Below are 25,308 nucleotides of genomic sequence, written 5' to 3' on the forward strand. Positions count from 1 at the left end.
CATGTTGCTGGGCGAGTTGGTCGCACATCATGCCGCGACCCACCCCGCGGCGGTTGCGCTGGTCGTCACCGCCGAGAACCGTTCCATCAGCTACCCCATGCTGGCCGATCTCATCGAGCAGGCGGCCACGGCACTGGCCGGCACCGGACTGAACGGCGGTGACGTGGTCGGGCTGCGGGCGCCCAACACCGCCGCATACATCGTGGGACTGCTCGGCGCCGCGCGAGCTGGGCTGGTGGTGGCTCCGCTGGATCCGGCACTGCCCGTCGCCGAGCAGCGGGACCGCATGCACCGGCTGGGTGCGCGAGCGGTCCTGACCGACGCGCCTGCTGCGGCATTGGACGGCGCACCCGAGATCATCGTCGGCATCGACGGATCGCAGTGCACGGTCAGCGGTACCTCCGCCGAGGGCGGCGACCCCTCGGCGATCGGCCTCACCACCGACGATGCCATGGTGATGTTCACCTCGGGGACGACCGGCAGGCCGAAAATGGTTCCGTGGACCCATGATGCGCTTACGGCGGCGATGCACAACGTCGTCTCCGCCTACGGGCTGCGGCCGGAAGACGCCACCGTCGCGGTGATGCCGATGTTCCACGGGCACGGTTTGGTGGCCGGGCTGCTGGCGACACTGTCCGGCGGTGGCACGCTGGGATTGCCTGCGAAGTCTCGTTTTTCGGCTCATACATTCTTCGACGAACTGGCCGCGACGCGGGCCACGTGGGTCACGGCGGTGCCGACGATCTATCAGGTGCTGTTGGACGTCGCGCCGGCCGGCGCCCCGGCCGCAGCGCGGTTGCGGTTCCTGCGCAGCTGCAGTGCGCCGTTGCCGCCCACCGTGGCGGGCCGTCTGGAAGAGGCGTTCGGGGCGCCGGTGCTGCCGGCGTACGGGATGACCGAGGCGACACACCAGGCCTGTGCGGTGACCGCTACCGCCGACACCGGGACCCGCTTGCAGACGGTCGGGGCGCCGGTCGGAGCCGAACTGCGGATCGCCGATACCGGTGAAGTGTGGCTGCGCGGCCCCGCCGTTGCCCGCGGTTACCTCAATGACGCGGCCGCCACCGCCGCCACATTCGGCGATGGGTGGTTGCACACCGGCGACCTCGGATCGGTGAATTCTGCTGGCGTGCTGACACTTCGGGGCCGGATCAAGAACATCATCAACCGGGGTGGGGAGAAGATCTCACCGGAACGGGTCGAGGACGTGCTGCTGGCGCACCCCGACGTGGTGCAGGCGGCGGTGTTTGCGGTGCCCGACGACAAGTACGGCGAGCAGGTCGCCGCGGTGGTCGTCCTGCGAGCCGGCACTTCCTTCGACGATGCAGCGCTGCGCGCGTTCTGCGCATCCCGGCTTGCCAAGTTCGAAGTACCGGAACGAATTTCCCCGGTGGCGGAACTACCGGTGACCGCGAAGGGTTCGGTCGACCGTAACCGGCTGGCCGAGACGTACGGGCACAACACCTGCTGAATGAGGGCATGATCGGTGGCTGTCAGCGGTGTGCCGGGTGGTCCGGCGTGCCGGAGAGGAGTGCTCGTGGGTCGGGAATCGATTCTCAAGGCCGCTTCGGTCATCACGATGAACCCTGCCCAGCCCCGGGCAGAAGCTGTCGCGGTCGACGCAGGGACCATCACCGCGGTGGGTTCACTGGCTGAATGTCGGGCGGCGGCACCGGGCGCCCCGATCGAGGATCTCGGCCCGGCCGTCTTGATGCCCGGGTTCATCCAGGCACACGACCACCCGGTTCCCGCTGCGGTCCTGTGCCAGCAGCCTGCGCATTGGATCGCCCCGTTCGTCGGCTTCCCCACCTGGCCCGAGCTGGAGGAGCTCTTCGACCGGCTGCGCAAACAGACCCCGGCCGGCCAACCTCTGCTGTTCAACGGCCTCGACCGGCTGCTGTTGTCGATCCCGATGCCGGACCGCACAAGCCTCGACCGGTACTTCCCGGACCACCCGGTGCTGATTTTCGACATCACCGGCCATGCTTTGTATTTCAACTCCCGTGCCACCCAACTGTTCGGCTGGAAGAACGCGACACCCCCGGCGGACACCCCGGATGCGCGGTGGACACGCCGGTCCGATGGAACCGCGGGGGGAGTCGGGTTCGAAACCCAGGCGACGTTGATGGCGCTCAGCGCCTTCCTGCCCGGCATCGTCCCGTCGCCTCTGTTCAATCTCGGCGCGTGGTACGCCACGCTGGCGCGCAACGGTTTCACCGCGGTCGGCGATCTGGGATTCATGAGCAGGCTTCGAGCGCCGATGGAGGCGCTGGCGGCACTACCCGGCTGCCCCGTCCGGTACTCGCTGTATCAGACCACCTACGACCCAGCAGCCCACTCGGACATGGACTTCGGTGAGCTGTCCGGGATGATCCGCCGCGTCGGCTACAAGATCTGGATGGACGGCAGCCCGTCCATCGGAACGGCCGCCATCAGTGTGCCCTACCTGGACTCCACCCGCGCCCGCATCGCCGACGTTCCGGTGGGCACCGTTCCCGGCTTGTCCGTACTGAACTACTCCCTGGATCAGTTCCTCGCGCTGGTAGGCCAGTTCGGCGACAAGGACTTTCAGATCGCGACCCACATCAACGGCGACGCGGGCATCGATGTCGTACTCGACGGATATGAACAGGCGCTGCGCCAGCTCGGACTCACCGGCCTCGACCATCGTTGGCGCGTCGAGCATTTCGCCACTCCCAGCAGGGAGCAATGCGCACGGGCCGGCGAGCTGGGTGTCACCGCGTCAATGTCGCCATTCCAGGCGCTCTATTGGGGCGATCTTTATGACGGGGTGATCTTCGAGCCGTCCTACGGAGCCCGCTGGCAGCCCTATCGGGACGCCTACGACGGTGGGGTTCGGCCCACGTTCCACAACGACGGGTACCTGTCGCCGCCGTTGCCCTGGCTCAACATCCAGAACGCCGTCACCCGGCGCAGTGCGTCCGGGACGGTTCACGCACCAGAGCAGTCGCTGACTCTCGACGAGGCGCTCCAGGCGCACACGATCAACGCGGCCTGGCAGCAGAAGCGCGATCACGAGATCGGCTCGATCGAAACCGGCAAGCTTGCCGACTTCGTGCTGCTCAACACGGACCCCTACACCGTCGAGCCGGAGCGGCTCCAGGACACCATCCAGACTCTGGGCACCTGGATTTCCGGGCGTCGCGTCGACCTGGACGCATTCATGGAGTCGGTCAGGGGAATCGCGCCGCGCTACGACCAGGCGCTGATCACAGGAGCGCCACCCCACCAGTGTTGAGCGCTCACACCGTGACGTCGAGGCGGGCCATGCCCCGCAGGGTGACGTGCGGCTTGTAGACCGGTTCGCCGGCCAGCCGGGCATTCGGGAAGCGTTTCGTCACCGCCGACAGAGCCACCGCGGCCTCCATCCGCGCCAGCGGAGCGCCCAGGCAGAAGTGCGGGCCGTGCCCGAACGCGAGGTGCCGGATCGTGCCGCGGGTCGGGTCGAACTCGTCGGGGCGCTCCACGGCGGCGGGATCGCGGTGGGCAGCGGCGAGCAGAATCATGATGATGTCGCCCTTGGGGACTTCGATAATCCCCCGGTCGCTTCGCTCCTGCCCGCCGGCGATGATCCCCCGGTCGCTTCGCTCCTGCCCGCCGGAGCTGGTGCCGATCGTCATGTCGGCGCCGGCGACCCGGCTGGCCAGCTGCACCGGCGGGTCGAAGCGCAACGTCTCCTCGATGATGGCCGGGGCCCGGCCGGGGTCGGCACCCAGCGCCGTCCAGTACTCGCGGTTGCGCAGCATCGCCAGCACCGCGTTGGCGATCAGGTTCACCGTCGTCTCGTGCCCGGCGATCAGGAGCAGGTTGCACGTGGCGACGATTTCTTCCTCGGTGAGCTGGTCGCCTGATTCCTCGACAGAGATCAGGGCCGACATCAGGTCGTCCGCCGGTTTCGAGCGCCGCTGCTCGAGCAGTTCGCGCAGATAGCCCCGCAGCCACAGTCCGGCTTGCAACCGCTCCTCGAGCCCCTGCGTCTCACCGGAGAACGTGACGAACGGATCCAGTCCCTGCGCCAGAAGCGTTGACGCTGAGCTGAATTGGGGTTCGTCCTCGATCGGCACGCCCAGCAGCCGGCAGATCACGGCCACCGGCAGCGGATGGGCCAGGCTCTCGATGACGTCGAACTGGCCGGTGTCGTCCACCTTGCCCAAGAGGCCGTCGACCAAGCCGTTGATGTCGGGTTCCAGCGACTTGACCACTTTGGGCGAGAACGCCTTGCTGACCAGTTTGCGCAGCCGGGTGTGGTCGGGCGGGTCGAGGAAGAGAAATCCGGGGGTGCCGAACGGCCGCGGCTGTTCGCCGGCTTCGATGGCGCGCTGCGCGGCGGTGGACTTCAACCGGTCACTGCACGAGTCGGGGTGGCGCAGTACCTCGTCGCAGTCGGCGAAGCTGGACAGCACGTGCAGCGTGGACTCGGGCATGTGCATGGGCCCGGCGTCGAGGATCTGCCGGTACACCGGGTACGGGTTGGCCCTGATCGCGGGGTCGAGCAGTTTCAGCAGGAGGGCTTGCGGCTCGGCGGGAGCAGTCATCTACCTATTGTGCACGCGTCGAATGGCCGTAGTACTGACCGAGAACGTGATCGCGCAATTCGTCGAACTCGCCGGCAACGATCGAAGCCCGAATCTGGTCGACGAGCCGGATGACGAACCGCTCGTTGTGGATCGTGCACAGGGTCGCCGAGAGGATTTCCTTGGCCTTGAACAGGTGGTGCAGGTAGGCCCGGGTGTAGTTGGCGCAGGTGTAGCAGTCGCAATCGGCGTCGATCGGGGTGAAATCGCGGCGGTAGCGCGCGCCGGTGATGTTGAACCGCCCGGTCGGCGCGTACACCGCCGCGTTGCGCGCCACCCGGGAGGGCGACACACAGTCGAAGGTGTCGGCACCGGCGGCGACCGCCGCAAACAGGTCGTCGGGCTCGCTGATCCCGAGCAGGTGCCGCGGCTTGTCGTCGGGCAGCTCGTCGGTACACCACCCGACGATCGTGGCCAGGTTCTGCTTCTCCAGCGCTCCCCCGATGCCGTACCCGTCGAAGCCGCGCCCCTCCGCGTCGACGATGCCCGCCAAGTCGCGGGAAGCCTGGCGGCGAAGGTCCTCGTACTGCGCGCCCTGCACGACACCGAACAGCGCCTGACTCGGCCGCTCGGGGCGCGCCGCGGTGAGCCGTCGGTGCTCGGTCAGACAGCGCACCGCCCACGCCTGGGTGCGCGCCACCGACTCCTCTTGATAGCCACGGGTATTCACCAACGTCGTCAGCTCGTCGAAGGCGAAGATGATGTCGGCGCCGATCTTGTGCTGAATCTGCATCGACACCTCGGGGGTGAACCGGTGCGTCGACCCGTCGAGGTGCGAGATGAACGTCACCCCGTCGTCGTCGACGTGGGCGAGCCGCTGCTTGCCTTCGGCGATGACGTCGTCGGCCTGAACCCGGTTGGCGTCCATCGACAGCACCTTGCGGAACCCGGCGCCGAGCGAGAGCACCTGGAAGCCGCCGCTGTCGGTGAACGTCGGCCCCGGCCAGTTCATGAACGCACCAAGACCGCCCGCTTCGTCGACGATGTCGGGCCCGGGCTGCAGATAGAGGTGGTAGGCATTGGCGAGCACGGCCTGCGCGCCGAGCTCGCGCATGGTCTCGGGCAGCACCGCCTTGACCGACGCCTTGGTGCCCACCGCGATGAAGGCCGGCGTGTGGATATCGCCGTGTGGGGTGTGGATCACCCCGGTGCGCCCACGGCGACCGGGCAGCTCGGCGTCGACGGTGAAGAACGGCACTCCAGGTATCTAACCAGCGCCATGGATGGCCGGGACGATCGCTCCGGTGCTGGGATCGTCCTGGACAACCAGGAGGGTTCGCCATGTAACAGCGGCACCGGTTCGGCGTCTTCGAGTCCGTCGCCGATCCACGGCACCCGGACGCGACCGCATTCAGGCCCGCCGAGCGTCGAATAGCGTGGTGCATAACGGCAATTCGGGCTTTCAGCACATCACTCGTCAGGTGTTCGCAACGTCTGCAGAGCGGTGAAGACACCGACTTTCCCTGCGCCGTCCGCGATTTGCCCGATACCACGCTTCATTTCCGCGAGTTGGCTGCCAGGCAAATTTTTCTTCCATTCCTGCCACCAGCGGGAATTCGCAAACCATACTTTCCCTCGATGATCCGTCAATGGCGACGGATCACGCCTACATAAGGAGACATCGGTGAAGCGTGGATTGGTGGTGACCGTCGCCGGCGCCGCAGTCTTGGTGGCGGGGCTGTCCGGTTGTTCCAAGGACGAGAAGAAAACTGAGTCGACGACGAGCGCGACGGCGACGACTTCGGCAGCGGCAACAACGAGCGCGGCGGCAGGGGCCCCCAGCGCGACCGCGGGTGCCGGCAGTGCCAAGGTGACGATCGACGGCCAGCCGCAAAACGTCCAGGGTCAGGTTGTCTGCGCCACGGCGGGCGGCAACATGAACATCGCGATCGGCGAGGCGATGACCGGTATCGCGGCAGTCCTGTCCGCGGACGGCTCTACCGTGCAGTCCGTCGGGCTCGGCAACGTCAACGGTGTGACGCTCGGCTACACGCAGGGCGTGCCCGGTGGGGCCAATGCCACCGCGACCAAGGACGGCAACACGTACAAGATCAGCGGAACTGCGACGGGTGTGGACATGGCCAACCCGATGCAGCCGGTGACCAAGCCGTTCGAAATCGAGGTCACCTGCCCGTAGCGGGGGCCAAAACGGAGCGGCGGCGCCCTGAGGGGTCGCCGCCGCTTCTTTGGGTCAGACCCCGACCGCCTTTTCCAGCGCGGCCAGCGAGTCTTCGAGCTGCCCGAGTAGCCGCTGTAGATGCGGGATGCTGCGCCGGCAGCCGACCAGCCCGAAGTCGAGGTTGTCGGCGTTGTTGGACAGCGTGATGTTGAGGGCTTGGCCGTCCAGCGCGATCGACAGCGGGTAGTTGCCGTCGAGCCGCGCGCCGCGCCAGTACAGCGGCTCGCGGGCGCCGGGCACATTGGAGATCACGATGTTGAACGGCGGCGAGGCGGCGGCCGCCAGCGCCGGGATCAGCGTGAGGGCCAGCGGTGCGACGTTGAACGCCGACAGTGCCAGTTGCTGAAGCCTGGGGAGCTGTTGGAAGACTTCCTTGTTCCCGCTGATCGAGTCGCGGATGATCTCGAGCCGCTGGGCGGGATCACTGACGTCGGTGGCCAGGCTGCACAGGATGCTGCCGACTTGGTTGCCGCCGCTGGAGTGATCGTCTTCGGAGCGAAGGTTGACCGGCACCATGGCGATCAGCGGCCGGTCGGGCAGCGCGTCCTGTTCGATCAGGTAGGCGCGCAGGGCGCCCGCGCACATCGCCAGGATGACGTCGTTGACGGTGACGCCGGCCGCGTCCTTGATGGCGACGATGCGTTTGATCGGCCAAGACTGCGCCGCCACCCGGCGGGCCCCGCCGATCGACACGTTGAACATCGTCTTGGGCGCTCCGAACGGCAACGTCAGCTGCTGTTCGAGCAGGCCGGCGCGGGCCACGGTCAACGCCGAGGGGCCGAGGCCGACGATCGATCCGGCCAGTCGCTTCAGCTCACCCACCGGTGTCACGCTGCGCTTTTCCTTGGTGCGTTGACGTGGCGGGAGGCTGTACGGCGCCCGCACCTGGGTATCTTGCGGATCAGTGGACAGCGAGCGACGCATGAGCTTTACCGCAGAGACGCCGTCGAGCAGCGAGTGGTGGACCTTGGTGTAGACGGCGACCCGACCATCGTTGAGCCCTTCGACCAGGTGGGTCTCCCACAGCGGCCGGTGCCGGTCGAGCAGGCTGCCGTGCAGCCGCGAGGTGAGCTCGAGCAGTTCGCGGACCCGTCCGGGCGAGGGGAGTGCCGAGCGGCGCAGGTGGTATTCGAGGTCGATGTCGCGGTCGAAGGACCAGGTGAGGTTGGCGATACCGCCAAGCAGTTCACCAGGGTGCTTGCGGAACGTGGGCTGGACGTCGTTGTCGGCGAGCATCTCGGCGTAGATGTCGGCCAGGAATTCCGGTCCGGCACCTTCGGGGAGCTCGAACAGTTGTAGGCCGCCGACGTGCATCGGATGTTCCCGCGACTCGGCCAGCAGGAACATCGAATCGGTCGGCGACATCAGCTCCATAGAGGACCTCCGCGTTGGTTCTACCCCGTGTGCCCATTACACCGGTTTGTCACACGGCGCGAGCAGTCCTCGTCGGATCAGCGGTGGCCGCCGCCCCCGCCACCGCCGCCGCCACCGGGATGGGCGTTGAAGCCCGGCTCGGCCACCTCGGCTTCGGTGAGTTGATCGCTGGTGTCGGGGATGATGGTCGGGGCGCAGTCCAACGAGAAGCTGTCCTCGGTGTCGGTGTCCTGACACTGGGCGGCCAGGCGCGGCGCGGGCGCAGCGACGCCGGCGAACACCGCGACCGCCGGGGCGGCCGCGATCACCAATCCTATTGCGGCATAAAGCAACCGGCGAGTGCCGATTGAAGCGGTCGTCATGATCACATACCCCCTGGCCTACAGCGTTGCGTCTCCAACCCGCCAGGGTAGGCGAGGTTCCTGGGAATCACGGTGCGTCAGATCCGATTCACAGCAGTCACGCAGGACGCGGGTCCTCCGGCTGCACTCTCATCGCTTCGTCCACCACGCCGAGCGTGGGGAATGAAAAAGCCCTGAGCCCAGATGGGTTCAGGGACTTATGGCGGTGGCGGAGGGATTTGAACCCTCGGACGGGGGTTACCCGTCACACGCTTTCGAGGCGTGCTCCTTAGGCCGCTCGGACACGCCACCGTCGAAGAGCTTACGGGGCGCAGCCGGGCTAACCCAAATCGCGCTGACGGGCGAAAAACCCCTCCATCAGCGCGGCGCACTCGTGCGCCAGCACTCCCCCGCGCACTTCCGGCCGGTGCGTCAGCCGCCGGTCGCGCACCACGTCCCACAGTGAGCCTGCCGCACCGGTTTTGGGCTCCCATGCCCCGAACACCACCCGCGCCACCCGCGCCATCACCAGCGCGCCCGCGCACATCGTGCACGGCTCGACGGTCACCGCCAGCGTCGTCCCCGCCAGCCGCCAGCCGTCGCCGTACACCCGGGCCGCCGCGCGCAACGCCAGGATCTCCGCGTGCGCAGTCGGGTCGCCCAGCTGTTCGCGGGCATTGGCCGCGCGGGCCAGCTCGGTTCCGTCGGGGCCGAACACCACCGCGCCGATCGGCACGTCGTCGTCGCCCGCCAATTCCGCAGCCGAGATCGCCGCGCGAATCAAGGCTTCGTCAGGCCCCGCCCGATGGCGCCGCTCCTCCTCCTTGGCTCCGCCTGCGGCATCGTCGCCGGCGCGACTCACCGCTCGAGGCGGTCGAGCACAGCTGCCAGCTCGTCGGCAAAACCCATCTCCCGCGCGATCCGGCCGAGCTGTTCGTCGGCATAGAGATCGGTTTCGTCCAGGATCACGCTCAGCACCGGTTCCGGCAGCCCGATATCGGCCAGCACGCCCAGATCACCCTCTTCGAAAGGGTCGGCATCCTCGAGGTCTTCGGGCGAGATATCGGCGTCCAACGTCTCCAGCGCCTCGGCCGCAATGTCGTAATCCAGCGCCGCCGTCGCGTCCGACAGCAGCAGCCGAGTGCCCGCCGGTGCGGGTCGCACGATCAAGAAGAACTCGTCGTCGATGTCCAACAGCCCGAACACCGCACCGGCACTGCGCAATTCTCGCAACTCCGTCTCGGCTGCGCTCAAGCTGGTCAGCACCTTCGTGCTCATTGCCGAGCAACGCCACTTGCCGTCCTCGCGAACCACAGCAACCGCAAAGCCATCCGGGGTGTCCGACCCCGGGCTGTTCTGCGCTCGCTGTGCTGCCATGGGCGCATACGCTAGTCGCTGATCAGGCGTTTTGACCAGGTACCCATCGGTTGTGGCGCGTTGATATGCCAACCTGGAGACGTGACGAAGACACCCGTGTGCGTCCTCGGGCTTGGACTGATCGGCGGGTCGCTGTTGCGCGCGGCAGTCGCCGCCGGACGTGAAGCGTTCGGATACAACCGGTCCGTCGAGGGCGCCCAAGGTGCCCGATTCGACGGTTTCGCCGCGACCACCGACCTCACCGAGGCCCTGCAGTGGGCCGCCGATCGCGACGCGCTGATCGTCCTGGCGGTCCCCATGCCCGCGGTGTCCTTGCTACTGGGCCACGTCAAAGACGTCGCCGCCGAATGTCCGCTGACCGACGTCATCAGCGTCAAAGGCGCCGTCCTCGAGCAGGTGCGTCAGGCCGGGCTGCTCGACCGCTACGTCGGCGGTCACCCGATGGCCGGCACCGCACACTCAGGCTGGACCGCGGGCGATGCCAGGCTGTTCGCCGGTGCGCCGTGGGTCCTCAGCGTCGACGAACACGTCGACGCAACGGTATGGGCGCAGGTGATGGACCTGGCCCTGGACTGCCGTGCCGTCGTCGTCCCCGCCAAGTCCGACGAGCACGACGCTGCCGCGGCGAGCATCTCCCACCTGCCGCACCTGTTGGCCGAGGCGCTGGCCGTGACCGCCGCCGAGGTGCCGCTGTCGTTCGCCCTGGCGGCGGGCTCGTTCCGGGACGGCACCCGGGTCGCGGCCACCGCCCCCGACCTCGTCCGCGCGATGTGCGAGGCCAATGCCGACCAGCTGTTGCCGGCCCTGGACCGAGCGCTGGAGCTGTTGAAGCAGTCCCGTGATTCGTTGGCACAGAAGGGCTCGGTGGCCGAGCTGGTCGAGGACGGCCATGCCGCCCGCACCCGCTACGACAGCTTCTCGCGCCCGCAGATCGTGACGATCGCCATCGGCGAAGAGAATTGGCGGGACGAGCTGGCTGCCGCCGGTCGCGCCGGCGGGGTGATCAGATCCGCTCTGCCAATCCTGGGTAGTCGGTGATGAATCCGTCGGTGTCGACGGTGATCGTGGTCTGGGCCACCGGCGAGTGCAGTTTGATGCCGTCGCGGCCGTCCGGGCCGACGCTGCTGTAGCTGATCGTCGCCTGACTGACGGTCAGGTCGGGCAAACTCACGTACACCACCGGCAAGCTCACCGAATCGGCCCGTCGGTACAGGCCGGTGCGGCGGATCGGCAGTGCGTTGAAGAACGGGCTGAAGACGACGTCGACGTCGAGCGCGCCCTCGTAGGAGGCCCTGGTCTGGCCCTGGTGGTCAGTGATGAGCCACATGTTCTCTTCGTCACGGGCGATCGACAGTTGCCGGTCCCGCTCGGCGAGGGTGACGCTCATGGACAACCGCTTGGTGGCCCCCGTCTCGTCGGTCACCAGGTCGTAGGACGCGCTGAAGGCGGGGTTCGTCGCGGCGGCCGCGGCGACGATGCGGCCGTACGCCTTGATCCGGCTGCCCGATAGCTGAACCCGGGCCGATTCCATCCGCGAATCATCATGTGCGCGCCAGGTCAGGATGGCCGGCCAGGCGCTTTCTGTCGCGTCGTTGGCTGCACTCACCCGTCTACCGTATGCGACGGACCACCCAGTTCGTAACCAGGTGGCGAACTGCGGCCCTTCCGTGACGTGGGTGCTTGCGCATCGAAACTCACCTCGTCGTCGAGCAGTGGTTGCGGCATCCGCCGGATTCGCCCGGTGCCCGGCACCGACGCCCACACCGCCAACGCCAGCAGCCCGTCGAGCACCAGGGCCAACACCGTCACCAACAATGCCCCCACCAGGGCGAGGTAGAACTGGCGGACCTTGATGCCGTCGATCAGGTAGCGACCCAGTCCGCCCAGGCTGGCGTACGCGGCCACCGTCGCGGTCGCGACGACCTGCAGCGTGGCGGTGCGCAGCCCACCCAAGATCAACGGCAGTGCGTTGGGCACTTCGACGCGCAGCAAAACCCGCATCTCGGTCATGCCCATCGAGCGGGCGGCATCCTTCACTGCGGGGTCGACGTTGGCGATCCCGGCGTAGGTGCCGGCCAGTAGCGGCGGGATGCCCAGCAACATGAGCGCGACGGTCGGCGGCAGCAGTCCCAGCCCCCACAGCAGCACGCCGAGCAGCAGCACGCCGAGAGTGGGCAGCGCGCGCAGCGCGTTGACCCCGGTGACGACCAGGAACGTGCCGCGCCCGGTGTGCCCGATCGCCATCCCGATCGGGATGGCGATCAGGGCAGAGAAGACGACGGCGACCGCGGTGTATTGCAGGTGCTCGAGGATGCGCATCCCCAGGCCGGCCTTCCCCTCCCAGTTGGCGGCGGTGAAGATGTAGGCAAGCGCCTGATGCAGGAAGTTCATGACGTCGCCTTCACCCGGGCCCAGGGCGTGATCAGCCGGCCGGCCAGCAGGATCAGCACGTCGATGATGATCGCCAGCAGGAAGATCGCGATGATGCCCGCGACGATCTGGTCACTCTTGTCCGCCTGATAACCCTCGGTGAACCAGGTTCCCAGCCCGCCGATCCCGATGACCGAGCCCACCGACACCATCGAGATGTTGGTCACCGCGACCACCCGCAGCCCGGCGATGAGCACCGGAATCGACAGCGGCAGTTCGACTTTGACCATCCTGGATAACCTGGTGTAGCCGACTGCGGTGGCGGCGTCACGCACCTGGGCGGGCACCGCGTCGAGCGCCTCGGGCACGGCCCGCACCAGCAGCGCGGTGGTGTAGAGGGTGAGGGCGACGATGACGTTGGTTTCGTCGAGGATGCGGGTCGGGATGATCAGCGGAAGCACCACGAACAGCGCCAGCGACGGGATGGTGAAGATGATGCTTGCCGTCACGGTGGTCAGGCGCCGCAGTGCGGTGGTCCGCCAGATGTAGGCGCCGAGCGGCACCGCGATGACCAGACCCAAGGCCACCGGAACCAGCGAGAGCCGAAGGTGGATCACCGTCAGCACCCACGCTTTGTCGAGATGGGTGAGCAGATAATTCATACTCAGCCGGTCCGCCGTTGGACTTCCAGCGCCTTCAGAACGTCGTCGGCTTTCACCCCGCCGATCACCTGGCCGTCGTCGTCGACGGCCACCCCCAGCCCGGCGGGCGAGGACAGCGCCGCATCCAGGGCCAGCCGAAGCGTGCCGTCCGGCCCGAACAACGATCCGCCCGCAATGGTGCTGTCGTACAACGAACTTCCACCGCGGTGCAGCTGCACACCTTCAGCGTTGAGCCACGCATACGGCTGGCCGTCGTCCTTGGTCACCAGCCGCCATTGCCCCGGCTGCAAGGAGAGCGCGTCGATCTCGGCCTCTTTGACCGTCTGAATGTCATGCATCGGCAACCCGGCCGCCTGCCGGAACTGCAGGCCCCGGTAGCCGCGGTCAGTGCCGATGAAGCCGGAGACGAATTCGTTTGCGGGATTGGACAACAGCCGCGCCGGGGCATCGTACTGCTGCAGGGTGCCGCCGGGCCCGAACACCGCGACCCGGTCACCGAGCTTGATCGCCTCGTCGATGTCGTGCGTGACGAAAACGATGGTCTTCTGCAATTCGCCCTGCAGGCGCAGGATTTCGGCCTGCAGTTCGTCGCGCACCACCGGATCGACTGCCGAGAACGGTTCGTCCATCAACAACACCGGCGGATCGGCGGCCAAGGCGCGGGCGACGCCGACCCGCTGCTGCTGGCCGCCGGACAACTGCGCCGGATACCGGTCCCCCAGCTTGGGATCCAGACCCACCCGCTCCAACACCTCGTAGGCGGCCTTGCGCGCCGTACGCCGTGACTCACCCTTGAGCACCGGCACCGTCGCGACGTTGTCGATCACCCGCTGGTGCGGCATCAGCCCACCGCTTTGAATGACATAGCCGATGCCGAGTCGCAGCTTCACCGGATTGACGGTGGCGATGTCGCGCCCGGCCACGGTGATCGTGCCGGAGGTGGGGTCGATCATCCGGTTGATCATCCGCATCGAGGTGGTCTTGCCGCAGCCCGACGGGCCGACGAAGACCGTCAGTGTGCCGGTCGGCACCTCCATGCTCAGCTCGTCGACGGCGACGGTGCCATCCGGGTACGTCTTGGTGACCGCTTCGAAGGTGATCATCTACTTCCCGATCGGCTTGTCGAAACCGTTGTCGCGGATCCATTTTCGCGCCGCCTCGTCGGGATCGACCCCGGAGTTCCCGGACACCGCGGTATTGAGTTCGATGAGGCCCTCGGTGCTCAGCTTGGCCGACACCGCATCGAGCACCTGCTTGAGTTCGTCGGATTTCTTCTGCGAACTCACCAGCGGCACAACGTTGGCGGCCAGGAAGTTGTTCTTTGGGTCCTCGAGCACCACCAGCTTGTTCTCCGGGATGGCCGGCGAGGTGCTGAAAATGTCGGCGGCAGTGACGGTGCCGTCCACCAGTGCACGCACCGTCGCGGGACCACCACCATCACTGATCGCGACGAAGTTGTCCGGCTTGATGTCCAGGCCGTACTTGGCTTTCAGCCCGGGCAGCCCCTCGGTGCGGTTGAGGAATTCCGAGGGCGCACCGAACTTGACCTCCGCGGAATGCGCCGCCAAATCCCCGATTGTCTTGAGATTCCACTTCTGCGCGGTGGATTCGGAAACCGCGACAGTGTCGGTGTCGTTGGCCGGCGAGGGGGTCAGGATCGACAGATCGCCGGGAAGCGCCCGGACCAACGCCAGCTCCACCTGGTCGGGTGTGGTCACCGTGGTCTTGGGATCGAAGTACTGCAACAGGTTTCCGGTGTACTCCGGCACCAGGTCGATCGAGTGATCGCGGACGGCGGGGATGTAGGTCTCTCGGCTGCCGATGCCAAATTGCCGCCCCACTGTGAAACCGTTCGCTTCTAAGGCCTGCGCATAGATCTCGGCGATGATCTTCGATTCCGGGAAGTCCGCAGATCCCACGACGAGCGTCTTGAGATCACCCGATGCCGATCCCCCGCCGAGCGGATTAGCACTCCCGCACCCCGCGACTACCAGCATGAACAGCGTCGCTACCAACCACAATCGCTTGCCGCCCCGCGACGCCTTCATGTGCGTCCTTTCACCCGGCCCGTTTCACCGACAGTAACGGCAGTGACCGCCACCCGCCCAGGTTTAAACCCCGGTTGTTTGCTTATCGCCCCGAAGGGGCAAAGATGACGTGATGAGCAGTGAATTGCCGGGACCGCCCAACGAGCCGATGCCACCGGTTGCGCCTGCGCCGACGCCGCCGGAACCGCCGACGCCCGGCCCGGTCGCAAACGTGTCGGAGGTCAAGTTCACCCGGGCTGCGGCATTGTGGTCGTCGGTGATCGCCGGGTTCTTGGTCCTGACGGTCCTGCTGATCTTCATCGCACAGAACACCGAATCGGCATCGTTCGCGTTCTTCGGCTGGCGCTGGTCGCTTCCGTTGGGAGTGGCGATCCTGATGGCGGCGGTGGCCGGCGGCCTGGTGACCGTCCTGGCCGGCGCCGCGCGGATCTTCCAGCTCCGCCGTGCGGCGAAGAAGAACCTCAAAGCCGCCAGAAGGAACTAGGCGAGTGTCTGTAGGCCGCGCGCGATCAGGACGGCGACGGCCTGCCCCGCGCGGTCGTCGTTGTCCGGAGTGTCTGCAGCCATCCGCCTGCGGAAGTCAATGCCGGCCGCGATGATGGCCAGCTTGAAGTATCCCAGCGCCATCTGAAATTCCCAGTGTGCCAGTTCATTTCCCGACATCACCGAATAGCGGTGGGCCAGCTCGTCCGCAGACGGCATCTGCGGTGCGGTCCAGGCCGTCTCCTCGTTGAGGATCAGGTTCAACGCCGGATCGCGGTGCACGCACATCAGCGCCGCATCCGAGAGCGGGTCGCCGAGCGTGGACATCTCCCAATCGAGCACGGCCCGAACAACAGTCGGGTCACCGGAGTCCAGGATCGTGTTGTCGATGCGGTAGTCGCCGTGCACGATCGAGGTGCGGCTCTGCTCGGGCACCGCATCCGCCAGCTCCGCGTGTAGTCGTTCGACATCGCCGTCGCGCGGATCGTCGGCCAGCCGGACGTGTTGCCACTGCGAACCCCACCGCCGCACTTGGCGTTCGAGGTAACCGCTCGGCTTACCGAAATCGCTCAAGCCCACCGCGCTCGGGTCGACCTCGTGCAGGTCGACGAGCACCCGGATCAGACTGTCGACGCACGCGCTGACCACCTCGGGGCCACCGAGGGCGTCCAGCTCGGCACGGCTGCGAACCACATTGCCCGCGACGTATTCGACCATCTGGAACGGCGCACCCAGCACCGAGTCGTCGTCGCGCATCGTGACCGCGCGAGCGACGGGCACAGGGCTGTCGGCCAAAGCGGCCACCACACGGTATTCGCGGCCCATGTCGTGGGCCGACGGGGTGAGGCCGTGCAGCGGCGGGCGGCGCAGCACCCACTTGGAGGCGTCGTCGAACACCAGGAAGGTCAGGTTGGACCGACCGCCGGAGATGAACTCGCCCCGTAGCTCACCGGTGCGCGGGATGCCCGCTGCTCGCAGATGCCGGTCCAGTGCCGCCAGGTCGAGACCGTCCAGTGAAGTCATCAGCTATGTATAGCTAATAGCGCTGGTTGCGCGGCAAGAGGTCCCAAACGTGCTCGGTGGTGTTCACCGCGGCCACGGTGGCGAACCCGTTGCGGGCATAGAGCAGGCGGGTGATCGACACGTAGTCGATCGGGAACGACAGCAGCCGCTTGGTGCCCAACAGCTCGTGCAGGATCACGTTGATCACCCCGCCGTGGCTGAATACGGCCACCGTGTCGTCGTGCCCGGCGGCCTCGACGATGTCGGACAACGCCGCGGCGATCCGGCCGCGGAACTCACCCTCGTCCACACTGCTGGGCAGCCGGCCTTCGGCCATCCGCGCCCACTCCTCGGGCTTCTCCTTGCGCACCTGTTCGATCGGCACGTAGTGAGACAGCCCGCGGTCGTATTCAGCGAGCCGATCGTCGATGTCGAGGGTCAGGTCAAGGGCCTTCGCGACGGGCTCACCAGTCTGGATCGCCCGGCGTTGCGGACTACTGACCAGTCGCGTGATCGGAAATCGGGCCAGCGCCTCAGGCAGCCGGTCGGCCTGCCGCCACCCGTCCTCGGACAGTTCAGGATCGGCCCCTTCGCCCGCCTCGGTCCGGTGCGGCAACGCATGTCTGACGAGCAACAGCTGCATGCGTGCAACGATAAAGCCCATGCGCGCCTTCGTCTGTCCGGTGTGCCACAACTTCGTTCCGTTCGAGGGCAGCACCTGTCAGTCGTGCGGCACCGAGGTGGGCCTGCACCTGGCAAGCAGGTCGATGATCGCTCTGACCCACGGGGCCGCGACGGTCGACGATGTCCGGTGGACGCGCTGCACCCAGTCCGGGCCGCTGGCGTGCAATTGGCTGGCGTCGGAGTCCACCGACATCGCGGCCCGCGGACGGTGCCTCGCTCACTCGCTGATCCGGCGCGAACCCGATCCGGACGACACGATCGCCAGGGAAAAGTTGCCGACGGCCACGCTGGCATTGCGCCGGCTGGTCTACCAGCTCGACGACCTCGGCCTTCCGGTCGACCCGTACTGGCGCCGCGAGGGCGGCCTCGCTTTCGATCTGCTGTCCAGCTTCAGCACCGGCGAGCGGATCACGATCGGCCACGCCGACGGCGTGATCACCATCGATCTGGTGGAATCCCTTGACGCATACCGGGAATCGCTGCGGGTACAACTCGGCGAGCCGTACCGCACGATGCTGGGCCACTTCCGCCACGAAGCCGGTCACTACTACCAGAACGTCCTCGTCGAGACCGGTGCGGGTGCCGCGCGCTACCTCGAGCGCTGCCGCGAACTGTTCGGCGACGAACGGGCCAGCTACACCGAGGCTTTGGCCCGCCACTACGAGCACGGTGCACCGGCCGGCTGGCAGGCGTCGTTCATCTCGGAGTACGCCACCATGCATCCCTGGGAAGATTTCGCCGAGTGCTTCGCGCATTACCTGCACATCACCGACACGATCGACACCAGCCGGGAGGCGGGCATGGTGCTGCACGCGGACCGGGTGCGCTTCGCCGCGCCGCGTGACGTCACGCCGCTGGAGTCCTATGCCGAAGCGCCCATCGAGCAGCTGCTCGACGACTGGAGCTGGATTTCGCTGTTCTTCAACCGGGTCAACACCGCGATGGGCAAGGGCCCGCTCTACCCGTTCCAGATCACCGGGCCGGTTGCCGACAAGCTGGGGTTCGTGCACACCGTGGTGCGGGCTACCGTTTGACCGGCGGCGCGTAGGCGGGCCGGCCGAGGCCGAGGATCTGCTGGGCGATCATATTGCGGAAGATCTCCAGCGTGCCGCCGTAAATGCCTACCGGAGAGGCCAATCGGAAGATGTATTCGGCACCCCCGTCGTCGGCGGCACCCTTGGTCTCGACCGGCAGGCTGGCGGCAGCGCCGAGAATGTCCATCAGGTCGGGTGCGATGTCGCGCATGGTCTGGGCGATCAACACCCGACCTGACATCGCCGGAGCGCTCAAGGCGGCCTCCAGGCGGGCGGCGGCTCGGCCCAGTCGGTAGGCGACAGCATCGTCGTCGACCCGTGCCACGGCGGCGACCCCGTCCACTGCCTCGGCTGTCAGCAAGATGTGCTCGGTCATCGTCGCCAGCTTGTCCAGCCCTTCGGCGTTGCGGTCGACCGTGCCGTGTTCGGAGTTGAGAGCATCCCGCAAGACAGCCCAGCCGCCGTTGACCTCACCGATGCGGTACTTGTCGTCGACGCGGACGTCGCTGTAGTAGGTGATGTTGGTGCGGTCGCCGTCGACAGTGCGGATGCCCTGCACCTCCACCCCCGGCGAGTCCATCGGGACCAGGAACATCGTCAGGTTCTTGTGCTTGGGCGCGTCTGGATCGGAGTTGGTGATCAGGAAGACGTACTGGGCGTTGTGCGCGTTCGAGGTGAACATCTTGGCGCCATTGACAATCCACGCGTCGCCGTCGCGTACTGCCTTGGTCTTGACCGTCGCGACATCCGATCCGCCCTCGGGCTCGGTATAACCCAGGCACAGCCGGGTGCGGCCGGCGAGCACCTCCGGCAGGAGCTCGGCAAGCAGGTCGGGGTGGGCGAACTTGACCAGTGTCCTGGCGACCATCATGGTGGTCGGCCAGTGGAACCACGGAGCGTGCGCACGCCCGATCTCCAGCTCGAAGATCCTGCGCTGCACGGCGCTGAAGCCGCCGTCGGCCTCGGTGTTGAAGTCCCTGGCCAGGTAGCCCAGCTCGGCGAGCGCCAGGTGCAGGCCCTCATGGAAGTTCTCGCCGGTCTCCCGGTCGTGACGATGGACGTCCTCGGTCACCAGGCGGTCGAGATCAGCGCGCAGCTCACGCTGGAACGCCTCGTCTTCCTCAGACAACACGACTTGGGAGAAGTCCACGCCGTTACACTACTCAGCGCTGTTGTAACTCCGCCAGAATCTCCTCGGTGTGCTCGCCGAGCTTCGGGGCCGCCGACCGGGGCGCCCACGGGGTGCCGTGGAAATCCGCAGGTGTGGCAACCATCGGAAGCGAACCGCCCTCGTCGGGCACGTCGACGAGACCGCCCGCGGCGTGGAACTGCTCGTCGCCGAGGACATCCTCCATCGAATTCACCGGGGACCAGAACAGGTCCGGCTCGGCATCGAACGCCTCGGCCCATTCGGCGAGTGTCTTGGTTGCGAAGATCCCGTCGAGCGTGGCGATGAGCTCACGGGAGTTGATGGCGCGGTCGCGGGCAGTGGTAAACCTGCTGTCGCTCAACCACTCCGGATGCCCCACTGCCCGGCAGAGCGACGGCCAGTGCCGGTCGGCTTCCAGCCCGACTATCCAGAACCGCCGTCCATCAGCGGCAAGATAATTGTTCATGCACGGGTTGAACATCGACTCGCGCTGACCGATCGCGATAGGCCGCCCGCTCAGCAGGAACGTGTTGAGGTCGAAGCTGACGGTGTAGGTGCCCTGGCGGTACAGCGACGTGGTGACCAGCTGCCCCTCGCCGGTGCGGGCGCGTGCGACGAGCGCGGCGTTGATGGCCGCAGCGAGCGTCATCCCGGTCATGTGGTCGCCCATCCCGCCGCGCTGGAAGGGCGGGCTGTCGCCGGGGCGGGTGAGCAGGTCGGCCACCCCGGAGCGCGCCCAGAACGCCGCGACGTCATATGCCGGACGGTTCGCTTCGGGCCCCTTCTCGCCGTAGCCGGTGATCAGCCCGTACACCAGAGCTGGATTGAGCGCAGCCACGTTCGGATAATCGAGGTCGAGCCGGCTCAGCGCGTCGGGCCGCACGTTCGTGATGAAAACATCTGCGCCGGAGAGCAATTGGCGTGCAGTCGCCAACCCACCGTCGGTGGTCAGATCGAGCACGATGCTGCGCTTGGACCGGTTGTCCATTTCGAACGGCGGGTTGCCGCCATCGTCGAGGCCGAGCATCCGGCCGAACATGCGGGCCGGGTCACCGGTGGGCGGTTCGATCTTGACGACGTCGGCGCCCCAATCCGCAAGGATTCCCCCGGCAGCCGGACCGGCGACCCACACGCCAAGCTCGACAACCCTGATGCCTTCCAACGGACCGGCCATCGTTGCCCCTTTCGTCTGCGCCCAAAGGCTAGTGGTTCAGCGCGCGGAGAATGCTATTCTCCACAAGGAGAGTGAGGAGTTCCATGACGAGAACGGAAAGTTCCGCAGACCTGGACACCGCGACCCTCGGCCGGTGGCTCGACACCCAGGACGCCCCCGGTGCGGGCGAAGAGCCCGCTGTCGACGTCCTCAAGGGCGGATCGCAGAACATGCTCTTTCGGGTCAATCGCGGCGGTCAGGGCATGGTGCTGCGGATGCCCGGTCCCCGCGCCGACGAACGCCGATTGAACGAACTACTCCGCGAGATCCGGCTGGAGCGGGCGCTGAAGGGCACCGACGTGCCGCACGCCGAACTGATCGCCGCCGACGAGACCGGCGAGGTGCTGGGCAAGCCCTTCTACCTGATGAAGGAGGTCGACGGCTGGAGCCCGATGGAGGGCGGCTGGGAGGCCCCGTTCGACACCGACCTCGGCGCCCGCCGCGATCTGGCCTTCCAGCTGATCGAAGGCGCGGCGAAGCTCGGCCGCGTCGATTGGAAGGGCCAGGGCCTGGAGGGCTTCGGCAAGCCCGACGGTTTCCACGACCGTCAGGTCGACCGCTGGCTGGCCTTCCTGGCGGCCTTCCAGGTCCGCGAACTGCCCGGCCTCGACACCGCGTCGCAGTGGCTGCGCGACAACCGGCCCGCGCATTACACCCCCGGGATCATGCACGGCGACTACCAGTTCGCCAACGTGATGTTCGCCCACGGCGCGCCGGGCCGGCTGGCCGCGATCGTCGATTGGGAGATGACCACCATCGGCGATCCGTTGCTCGATGTCGCCTGGGCGCTGCTCGGCTACGACGGTGAGGAGCCCAAAGACGGCGGTTTCTACCTGCCGATGGAGGGCATGCCGACCCGTAGCGAGCTGCTGGCGCACTACGAGAAGGTCAGCGGACTGTCCACCGAGAACATCCACTATTACCTGGTGCTGGCCAACTGGAAGCTGGGCATCGTTCTGGAGAAGACCTACGCCGCAGCGGTCAACGGTGGCAAAGCCGATCCGCAGGTGGTCGAGGCGTTCGGCGCGATGGTGCCTGGCCTGATCGCCACCGCAGCGGAGCTGGCACAGGCGGGTGGGGATTAATGGGTTACGCCGACGACCTTTTCGACCTGACCGGACGCGTAGTGCTGGTCACCGGCGGCAGCCGCGGCCTGGGCCGCGAGATGGCGATGGCCGCCGCGCGCTGCGGTGCCGATGTGATCATCGCCAGCCGCAAGTTCGACTCGTGTGCGGCCACCGCCAAGGAGATCGAGGACCAAACCGGCCGCACCGCAATGCCGTACGCCGTTCATGTGGGGCGCTGGGATGAGCTAGACGGGTTGGTGCGGGCCGTCTATGACCGATTCGGCAAGCTCGACGTGCTGGTGAACAACGCCGGCATGTCGCCGACCTACGACAAGCTCACCAACGTCAGCGAAAAGCTGTTCGACGCGGTGGTCAACCTGAATCTCAAAGGCCCGTTCCGGCTTTCAGCGCTGGTCGGTGAGCGGATGCTCGACGACGGTGGCGGGGTGATCATCAACGTCAGCACGCACGGATCGTTGCGGCCACACCCGTCGTTCATTCCGTACGCCGCCTCCAAGGCCGGGTTGAACGCGATGACCGAAGGCCTGGCCGCCGCGTTCGGGCCGACCGTGCGGGTCAACACCCTGATGCCCGGTCCGTTCCTCACCGATATCAGCAAGGCGTGGGACTTCGGCGAAGGCAATCCGTTCAAGGCACATGTCCTGCAGCGGGCGGGCAACCCGCACGAAATCGTCGGCGCCGCACTGTTCTTGATGTCGGACGCATCCAGCTTCACCACCGGATCGATCCTTCGGGTCGACGGCGGCATCCCCTAAAGGAGTCAGACATGGCATGGGATTTTTCCACCGAACCGGAGTTCGAGGAGAAACTCGAGTGGATCCGGACCTTCGTCCGCGACGAGGTCGAGCCGCTCGAGGTGATTTTCCCCAGTTGCGAGTTCCTGCCGCTCGATGAGGAGCGCCGCCGGATCATCGACCCGCTGAAGCAGAAGGTCCGCGATCAGGGCCTGTGGGCGCCGCATCTGGGACCCGAGCTCGGCGGGCAGGGCTTCGGCGCGGTCAAGCTCACACTGATCAACGAAATCCTCGGCCGCGCAACGTGGTCGTCGATCATCTTCGGCACCCAGGCACCCGATACCGGTAACGCCGAGATCCTCGCCCGGTTCGGCACGAGTGAACAGAAGGACCGCTACCTGACCGGGCTGCTGTCCGGGGAAATCTTCTCCACGTTCTCGATGACCGAACCGCAGGGCGGCTCTGATCCGCGGGTGTTCACCACCCGCGCCATGCGCGACGGCGACGACTGGGTGATCAACGGCCGCAAGTACTGGTCGTCGAATGCATCAGTGGCGTCATTCTTCATCGTCGTGGCGATCACCGATCCCGACGTGCCGGTCCACAACGGGGCGTCGACGTTCCTGATCCCGGCCGACACCCCCGGGGTTAACATCGAAGCGACCCACCACCTGGTCGGCTCGTATTCCCACGACCCCGGCCATTCGCTGGTGCACTACGACAACGTCCGGGTGCCCGCCTCGGCGATGCTCGGCGAGGAGGGACAGGGCTTCCGCGTGGCACAGTCCCGGCTGGCGGGCGGCCGTCTGCACCACGCGATGCGCTCCATCGGGGTGGCCCAGCGCGCCATCGACGCGATGGCCCGGCGAGCGAAAAGCCGCTTCACCCAAGGCAGTCTGCTCGCCGACAAGCAGCTCATCCAGGAGATGGTCGCTGACTCCTTCGTCGAGCTGACCCAATTCCGGTTGATGGTCCTGTACGCCGCCTGGCTGGTCGACACCGGTGGCGAGCGGGCCGCCCGCGAGGCGATCGCGGCCTGCAAGATCCAGACCGCGAACGTGCTGAAGTCCATCGGCCTGCGCGCCATACAGGTGCACGGGGGCCTCGGGCTCACCGACCAGATGCCCTTGACCAGCGTGCTGATGGGCGGGATCACGCTGGGGCTGGCCGACGGACCCACCGAGGCACACAAGGTCAACCTGGCCCGCCAGATCCTCAAAGGGTACGAGCCGGACGACCCGGTGTGGCCCAGCGAGTTCCTTCCCAATCGCATCGAGCGGGCCCGCGAAAAGTACGGCCACCTGATCGATCGCATTCCCGCGCTGCCTGTTTCGCGGTGACCGATCGCGCCGCGGCCGCCGTGGTGCGGGCCCTCGACGACCGGCAGCGGGAGGCCACCGCGGAGGTGGAGCGCATCCTGGCCGCCGCCATCACGGTGATGCAGCGAGTCTCCCCCGACGCGCCGAGGGTCAGCGACATCGTCGCCGAGGCCGGGGTGTCCAACAAGGCGTTCTACCGCTATTTCGCGGGCAAGGACGACCTGATGCTGGCAGTCATGGAACGCGGTGTGCGCCTGGTGGTCTCGTATCTCGAGCACCAGATGGCCAAGGAGAGCACGCCGGTGGGCAAGATCACCCGGTGGATCAGCGGATCGCTGGCCCAGGTGGCCGATCCGGAGCTGATCGGTATGAGCCGGGCGCTGGTCGGGCAGATGTCCGCCTCGGACAAGCGGCGGATGGGCGAGGAAGAGACCATGGCTGCCATGCGCGACCTGCTGGTCGGTCCGATACGCGATCTGGGCAGCGCCGATCCCCGGCGTGATGCCGACGCGGTGTTCGTGTGTACCGTCGGCACGATGCGCCGCTACGTGGACTCCACCGACCAACCCGGTCGCAAGGACATCAGCCACCTCGTCGGGTTCTGCCTGCGCGGGCTCGGCGTGGAAGAAGGAGAACGCTGATGCGCGCGATCGTCTGCCGCGAGTACGGCACCCCCGAGGATCTGGTCCTCGACACCCTGCCCGACCCCACACCGGGTCCCGGACAAGCCGTGGTCAGGGTGCGGGCCGCCGCGGTCAACTACCCCGACGTGCTGATGATCGCAGGCAAGTACCAGATCAAGGTACCGCCGCCGTTCAGCCCGGGCAGCGAGATGGCGGGTGACGTTCTGGCCGTCGGTGACGGCGTCGACTACCAGCCCGGCGATCGGGTATCGGCCACCACCTTCGTCGGGTCTTTCGCTGAGCAGGCCCTGGTCGATGCCCGCGGTCTGACGCGCATTCCCGACGGTGTGGACTATGCCGATGCCGCGGCGTTCGGGGTGACCAACCGGACGGCGTACTACACCCTGCGCACCGTCGCCCCGGTGCAGCCCGGCGACTGGGTGGTGGTGCTCGGCGCCGGTGGCGGAGTCGGCCTGGCCGCCGTCGACATCGCGGTCCTGATGGGCGCCAAGGTGATTGCGGCAGCATCGGGCCCGGAGAAGCTCGAAGTGTGCCGCCAACGCGGTGCGCAGGCCTGCATCGATTACGACACCGAGGATCTGAAGGCCCGGCTCAAGGAGATCACCGGCGAGGGCGGCGCCCAAATCGTGGTCGATCCGGTCGGTGGTCGCTACTCCGAGCCGGCACTGCGCGGGCTGGGGCGTGGCGGCAAGTTCGTCACGCTGGGTTACGCCGCCGGCGAGATTCCCAGGATTCCGCTGAACCTCGTGCTGCTGAAGGGAATCACCGTGCAGGGCATGGAGATCCGCACCTTTATGATCGACTACCCCGAGCAGATGGCCCGCGACGACGCCGAGTTGGCTCAGCTGTTCGCCGAGGGTCGGCTGCGCCCCTACCTGGGTGCGCGGTTCCCGCTGGAGCAGGCGGCGACCGCGCTGCGCTACGTTGCAGACCGCAAGGCGATCGGCAAGGTCGTCATCGACGTCACCTAACCGCGCGAGCAGACGCGAACTCCCACATTTTGACCACATT

At 67.0% G+C, this 25,308-nt stretch carries 26 protein-coding genes and 1 tRNA gene; 11 read left to right on the plus strand and 16 right to left on the minus strand.

Going from position 1 to position 25,308, the window contains the following annotated elements; genetic code table 11:
- Window position 1 precedes the first annotated feature (1 nt).
- Both HPC46_RS15185 and HPC46_RS15190 read left to right on the plus strand, forming a co-directional pair.
- Complete coding sequence (locus HPC46_RS15185; protein ID WP_179471216.1) at window positions 2-1,471, plus strand: FadD7 family fatty acid--CoA ligase; 1,470 nt, start codon at window positions 2-4, stop codon at window positions 1,469-1,471.
- A 66-nt stretch (window positions 1,472-1,537) separates the two neighbouring features.
- Window positions 1,538-3,259: an amidohydrolase gene (locus tag HPC46_RS15190; protein ID WP_179471218.1), complete on the plus strand. Its 1,722-nt coding sequence runs from the start codon at window positions 1,538-1,540 to the stop codon at window positions 3,257-3,259.
- A 4-nt stretch (window positions 3,260-3,263) separates the two neighbouring features.
- Here the strand turns inward: HPC46_RS15190 and HPC46_RS15195 are convergent, their stop codons facing one another.
- Together HPC46_RS15195 and tgt are read right to left on the minus strand one after the other, a co-directional pair.
- On the minus strand, window positions 3,264-4,556 hold the full coding sequence (locus HPC46_RS15195) for a cytochrome P450 (RefSeq protein ID WP_179471220.1): 1,293 nt from the start codon (window positions 4,554-4,556) through the stop codon (window positions 3,264-3,266).
- 4 nt (window positions 4,557-4,560) lie between these two features.
- Window positions 4,561-5,793, minus strand: coding sequence for a tRNA guanosine(34) transglycosylase Tgt (gene tgt / locus HPC46_RS15200; RefSeq protein ID WP_179471222.1), 1,233 nt, complete (start codon window positions 5,791-5,793; stop codon window positions 4,561-4,563).
- A 426-nt stretch (window positions 5,794-6,219) separates the two neighbouring features.
- Here tgt and HPC46_RS15205 point away from each other — a divergent pair, with 426 nt between their 5' ends.
- Window positions 6,220-6,732, plus strand: a complete 513-nt coding sequence (locus tag HPC46_RS15205; RefSeq protein ID WP_179471224.1) for a lipoprotein LpqH — start codon at window positions 6,220-6,222, stop codon at window positions 6,730-6,732.
- 54 nt (window positions 6,733-6,786) lie between these two features.
- Here HPC46_RS15205 and HPC46_RS15210 read toward each other — a convergent pair whose 3' ends face one another.
- The 5 genes from HPC46_RS15210 to HPC46_RS15230 all read right to left on the minus strand — a co-directional run bounded on the left by HPC46_RS15210 (window position 6,787) and on the right by HPC46_RS15230 (window position 9,866).
- Window positions 6,787-8,148 (minus strand): WS/DGAT/MGAT family O-acyltransferase, encoded by a 1,362-nt coding sequence (locus HPC46_RS15210; protein WP_179471226.1) that lies wholly within the window; start codon window positions 8,146-8,148, stop codon window positions 6,787-6,789.
- A 77-nt stretch (window positions 8,149-8,225) separates the two neighbouring features.
- A complete protein-coding gene (locus HPC46_RS15215) occupies window positions 8,226-8,510 on the minus strand; it encodes a hypothetical protein (RefSeq protein WP_179471228.1) in 285 nt (94 codons plus the stop codon).
- Between the two features lie 200 nt (window positions 8,511-8,710).
- A tRNA-Ser gene (locus HPC46_RS15220) sits at window positions 8,711-8,801 on the minus strand.
- A gap of 28 nt (window positions 8,802-8,829) precedes the next feature.
- Window positions 8,830-9,273, minus strand: coding sequence for a nucleoside deaminase (locus HPC46_RS15225; protein WP_179471415.1), 444 nt, complete (start codon window positions 9,271-9,273; stop codon window positions 8,830-8,832).
- Between the two features lie 74 nt (window positions 9,274-9,347).
- A complete protein-coding gene (locus tag HPC46_RS15230; RefSeq protein ID WP_005141856.1) occupies window positions 9,348-9,866 on the minus strand; it encodes a tRNA adenosine deaminase-associated protein in 519 nt (172 codons plus the stop codon).
- A 96-nt stretch (window positions 9,867-9,962) separates the two neighbouring features.
- Here HPC46_RS15230 and HPC46_RS15235 point away from each other — a divergent pair, with 96 nt between their 5' ends.
- Window positions 9,963-10,904, plus strand: a complete 942-nt coding sequence (locus HPC46_RS15235; protein ID WP_179471417.1) for a prephenate dehydrogenase — start codon at window positions 9,963-9,965, stop codon at window positions 10,902-10,904.
- Here the strand turns inward: HPC46_RS15235 and HPC46_RS15240 are convergent.
- The 5 genes from HPC46_RS15240 to HPC46_RS15260 are packed head-to-tail and all read right to left on the minus strand — an operon-like array spanning window position 10,870 to window position 14,895.
- Window positions 10,870-11,472 carry a putative glycolipid-binding domain-containing protein gene (locus HPC46_RS15240; protein ID WP_179471230.1) on the minus strand — a complete coding sequence of 201 codons (603 nt, stop codon included), beginning with the start codon at window positions 11,470-11,472 and terminating at the stop codon, window positions 10,870-10,872. The genes HPC46_RS15235 and HPC46_RS15240 overlap by 35 nt on opposite strands.
- Window positions 11,469-12,257, minus strand: coding sequence for an ABC transporter permease (locus tag HPC46_RS15245; protein WP_179471232.1), 789 nt, complete (start codon window positions 12,255-12,257; stop codon window positions 11,469-11,471). Before HPC46_RS15245 ends, HPC46_RS15240 begins: the two co-directional genes overlap by 4 nt.
- Complete coding sequence (locus tag HPC46_RS15250) at window positions 12,254-12,898, minus strand: ABC transporter permease (protein ID WP_179471234.1); 645 nt, start codon at window positions 12,896-12,898, stop codon at window positions 12,254-12,256. Before HPC46_RS15250 ends, HPC46_RS15245 begins: the two co-directional genes overlap by 4 nt.
- A gap of 2 nt (window positions 12,899-12,900) precedes the next feature.
- Window positions 12,901-14,001, minus strand: coding sequence for an ABC transporter ATP-binding protein (locus HPC46_RS15255; RefSeq protein WP_179471243.1), 1,101 nt, complete (start codon window positions 13,999-14,001; stop codon window positions 12,901-12,903).
- Complete coding sequence (locus HPC46_RS15260; RefSeq protein WP_407665508.1) at window positions 14,002-14,895, minus strand: ABC transporter substrate-binding protein; 894 nt, start codon at window positions 14,893-14,895, stop codon at window positions 14,002-14,004.
- A 163-nt stretch (window positions 14,896-15,058) separates the two neighbouring features.
- On the opposite strand from HPC46_RS15260, the gene HPC46_RS15265 reads away from it, so the two are divergent.
- Window positions 15,059-15,430 carry a LapA family protein gene (locus HPC46_RS15265; RefSeq protein WP_179471247.1) on the plus strand — a complete coding sequence of 124 codons (372 nt, stop codon included), beginning with the start codon at window positions 15,059-15,061 and terminating at the stop codon, window positions 15,428-15,430.
- Here the strand turns inward: HPC46_RS15265 and HPC46_RS15270 are convergent.
- Window positions 15,427-16,452 carry a phosphotransferase family protein gene (locus tag HPC46_RS15270; RefSeq protein ID WP_179471249.1) on the minus strand — a complete coding sequence of 342 codons (1,026 nt, stop codon included), beginning with the start codon at window positions 16,450-16,452 and terminating at the stop codon, window positions 15,427-15,429. The genes HPC46_RS15265 and HPC46_RS15270 overlap by 4 nt on opposite strands.
- A gap of 13 nt (window positions 16,453-16,465) precedes the next feature.
- Window positions 16,466-17,074: a histidine phosphatase family protein gene (locus HPC46_RS15275; protein ID WP_179471251.1), complete on the minus strand. Its 609-nt coding sequence runs from the start codon at window positions 17,072-17,074 to the stop codon at window positions 16,466-16,468.
- 19 nt (window positions 17,075-17,093) lie between these two features.
- Between HPC46_RS15275 and HPC46_RS15280 the strand changes: the two genes are divergently transcribed.
- Complete coding sequence (locus tag HPC46_RS15280) at window positions 17,094-18,149, plus strand: zinc-binding metallopeptidase family protein (RefSeq protein ID WP_179471253.1); 1,056 nt, start codon at window positions 17,094-17,096, stop codon at window positions 18,147-18,149.
- Here the strand turns inward: HPC46_RS15280 and HPC46_RS15285 are convergent.
- Together HPC46_RS15285 and HPC46_RS15290 are read right to left on the minus strand one after the other, a co-directional pair.
- A complete protein-coding gene (locus tag HPC46_RS15285; RefSeq protein ID WP_179471255.1) occupies window positions 18,139-19,299 on the minus strand; it encodes an acyl-CoA dehydrogenase family protein in 1,161 nt (386 codons plus the stop codon). The two genes, HPC46_RS15280 and HPC46_RS15285, sit on opposite strands and share 11 nt — an antisense overlap.
- Before the next feature lie 13 nt (window positions 19,300-19,312).
- Entirely contained in the window at window positions 19,313-20,473 is a 1,161-nt protein-coding gene (locus tag HPC46_RS15290; RefSeq protein ID WP_179471257.1) for a CaiB/BaiF CoA transferase family protein, read from the minus strand.
- An 83-nt stretch (window positions 20,474-20,556) separates the two neighbouring features.
- On the opposite strand from HPC46_RS15290, the gene HPC46_RS15295 reads away from it, so the two are divergent.
- From HPC46_RS15295 to HPC46_RS15315, 5 genes are read left to right on the plus strand one after another with little or no spacing between them, the layout of a single operon-like run.
- Window positions 20,557-21,597, plus strand: coding sequence for a phosphotransferase family protein (locus HPC46_RS15295; protein WP_179471259.1), 1,041 nt, complete (start codon window positions 20,557-20,559; stop codon window positions 21,595-21,597).
- On the plus strand, window positions 21,597-22,355 hold the full coding sequence (locus HPC46_RS15300) for an SDR family NAD(P)-dependent oxidoreductase (protein WP_179471261.1): 759 nt from the start codon (window positions 21,597-21,599) through the stop codon (window positions 22,353-22,355). The genes HPC46_RS15295 and HPC46_RS15300 overlap by 1 nt, the downstream gene beginning before the upstream one ends.
- 11 nt (window positions 22,356-22,366) lie before the next feature.
- Entirely contained in the window at window positions 22,367-23,674 is a 1,308-nt protein-coding gene (locus HPC46_RS15305; protein WP_179471263.1) for an acyl-CoA dehydrogenase family protein, read from the plus strand.
- Window positions 23,671-24,294 (plus strand): TetR/AcrR family transcriptional regulator, encoded by a 624-nt coding sequence (locus HPC46_RS15310; RefSeq protein WP_179471265.1) that lies wholly within the window; start codon window positions 23,671-23,673, stop codon window positions 24,292-24,294. The genes HPC46_RS15305 and HPC46_RS15310 overlap by 4 nt, the downstream gene beginning before the upstream one ends.
- A complete protein-coding gene (locus HPC46_RS15315; protein ID WP_179471268.1) occupies window positions 24,294-25,268 on the plus strand; it encodes an NADPH:quinone oxidoreductase family protein in 975 nt (324 codons plus the stop codon). The genes HPC46_RS15310 and HPC46_RS15315 overlap by 1 nt, the downstream gene beginning before the upstream one ends.
- Window positions 25,269-25,308 lie beyond the last annotated feature (40 nt).

Origin of the sequence: Mycolicibacterium vinylchloridicum, from assembly GCF_013404075.1 — a bacterium.
GTDB classification, from domain to species: Bacteria; Actinomycetota; Actinomycetes; order Mycobacteriales; family Mycobacteriaceae; genus Mycobacterium; species Mycobacterium vinylchloridicum.

Excerpts from the sequence above, each read along its gene's own strand:
- HPC46_RS15255 (WP_179471243.1), bottom strand. The coding sequence starts at position 14,001 with ATGATCACCTTCGAAGCGGTCACCAAGACGTACCCGGATGGCACCGTC.
- HPC46_RS15215 (WP_179471228.1), bottom strand. The coding sequence starts at position 8,510 with ATGACGACCGCTTCAATCGGCACTCGCCGGTTGCTTTATGCCGCAATA.
- HPC46_RS15315 (WP_179471268.1), top strand. The coding sequence starts at position 24,294 with ATGCGCGCGATCGTCTGCCGCGAGTACGGCACCCCCGAGGATCTGGTC.
- HPC46_RS15290 (WP_179471257.1), bottom strand. The coding sequence starts at position 20,473 with ATGGCCGGTCCGTTGGAAGGCATCAGGGTTGTCGAGCTTGGCGTGTGG.
- HPC46_RS15230 (WP_005141856.1), bottom strand. The coding sequence starts at position 9,866 with ATGGCAGCACAGCGAGCGCAGAACAGCCCGGGGTCGGACACCCCGGAT.
- HPC46_RS15275 (WP_179471251.1), bottom strand. The coding sequence starts at position 17,074 with ATGCAGCTGTTGCTCGTCAGACATGCGTTGCCGCACCGGACCGAGGCG.
- HPC46_RS15185 (WP_179471216.1), top strand. The coding sequence starts at position 2 with ATGTTGCTGGGCGAGTTGGTCGCACATCATGCCGCGACCCACCCCGCG.
- HPC46_RS15265 (WP_179471247.1), top strand. The coding sequence starts at position 15,059 with ATGAGCAGTGAATTGCCGGGACCGCCCAACGAGCCGATGCCACCGGTT.
- HPC46_RS15305 (WP_179471263.1), top strand. The coding sequence starts at position 22,367 with ATGGCATGGGATTTTTCCACCGAACCGGAGTTCGAGGAGAAACTCGAG.
- HPC46_RS15270 (WP_179471249.1), bottom strand. The coding sequence starts at position 16,452 with ATGACTTCACTGGACGGTCTCGACCTGGCGGCACTGGACCGGCATCTG.
- HPC46_RS15210 (WP_179471226.1), bottom strand. The coding sequence starts at position 8,148 with ATGGAGCTGATGTCGCCGACCGATTCGATGTTCCTGCTGGCCGAGTCG.
- HPC46_RS15300 (WP_179471261.1), top strand. The coding sequence starts at position 21,597 with ATGGGTTACGCCGACGACCTTTTCGACCTGACCGGACGCGTAGTGCTG.
- HPC46_RS15250 (WP_179471234.1), bottom strand. The coding sequence starts at position 12,898 with ATGAATTATCTGCTCACCCATCTCGACAAAGCGTGGGTGCTGACGGTG.
- HPC46_RS15245 (WP_179471232.1), bottom strand. The coding sequence starts at position 12,257 with ATGAACTTCCTGCATCAGGCGCTTGCCTACATCTTCACCGCCGCCAAC.
- HPC46_RS15195 (WP_179471220.1), bottom strand. The coding sequence starts at position 4,556 with ATGACTGCTCCCGCCGAGCCGCAAGCCCTCCTGCTGAAACTGCTCGAC.
- HPC46_RS15280 (WP_179471253.1), top strand. The coding sequence starts at position 17,094 with ATGCGCGCCTTCGTCTGTCCGGTGTGCCACAACTTCGTTCCGTTCGAG.
- HPC46_RS15295 (WP_179471259.1), top strand. The coding sequence starts at position 20,557 with ATGACGAGAACGGAAAGTTCCGCAGACCTGGACACCGCGACCCTCGGC.
- HPC46_RS15260 (WP_407665508.1), bottom strand. The coding sequence starts at position 14,895 with ATGCTGGTAGTCGCGGGGTGCGGGAGTGCTAATCCGCTCGGCGGGGGA.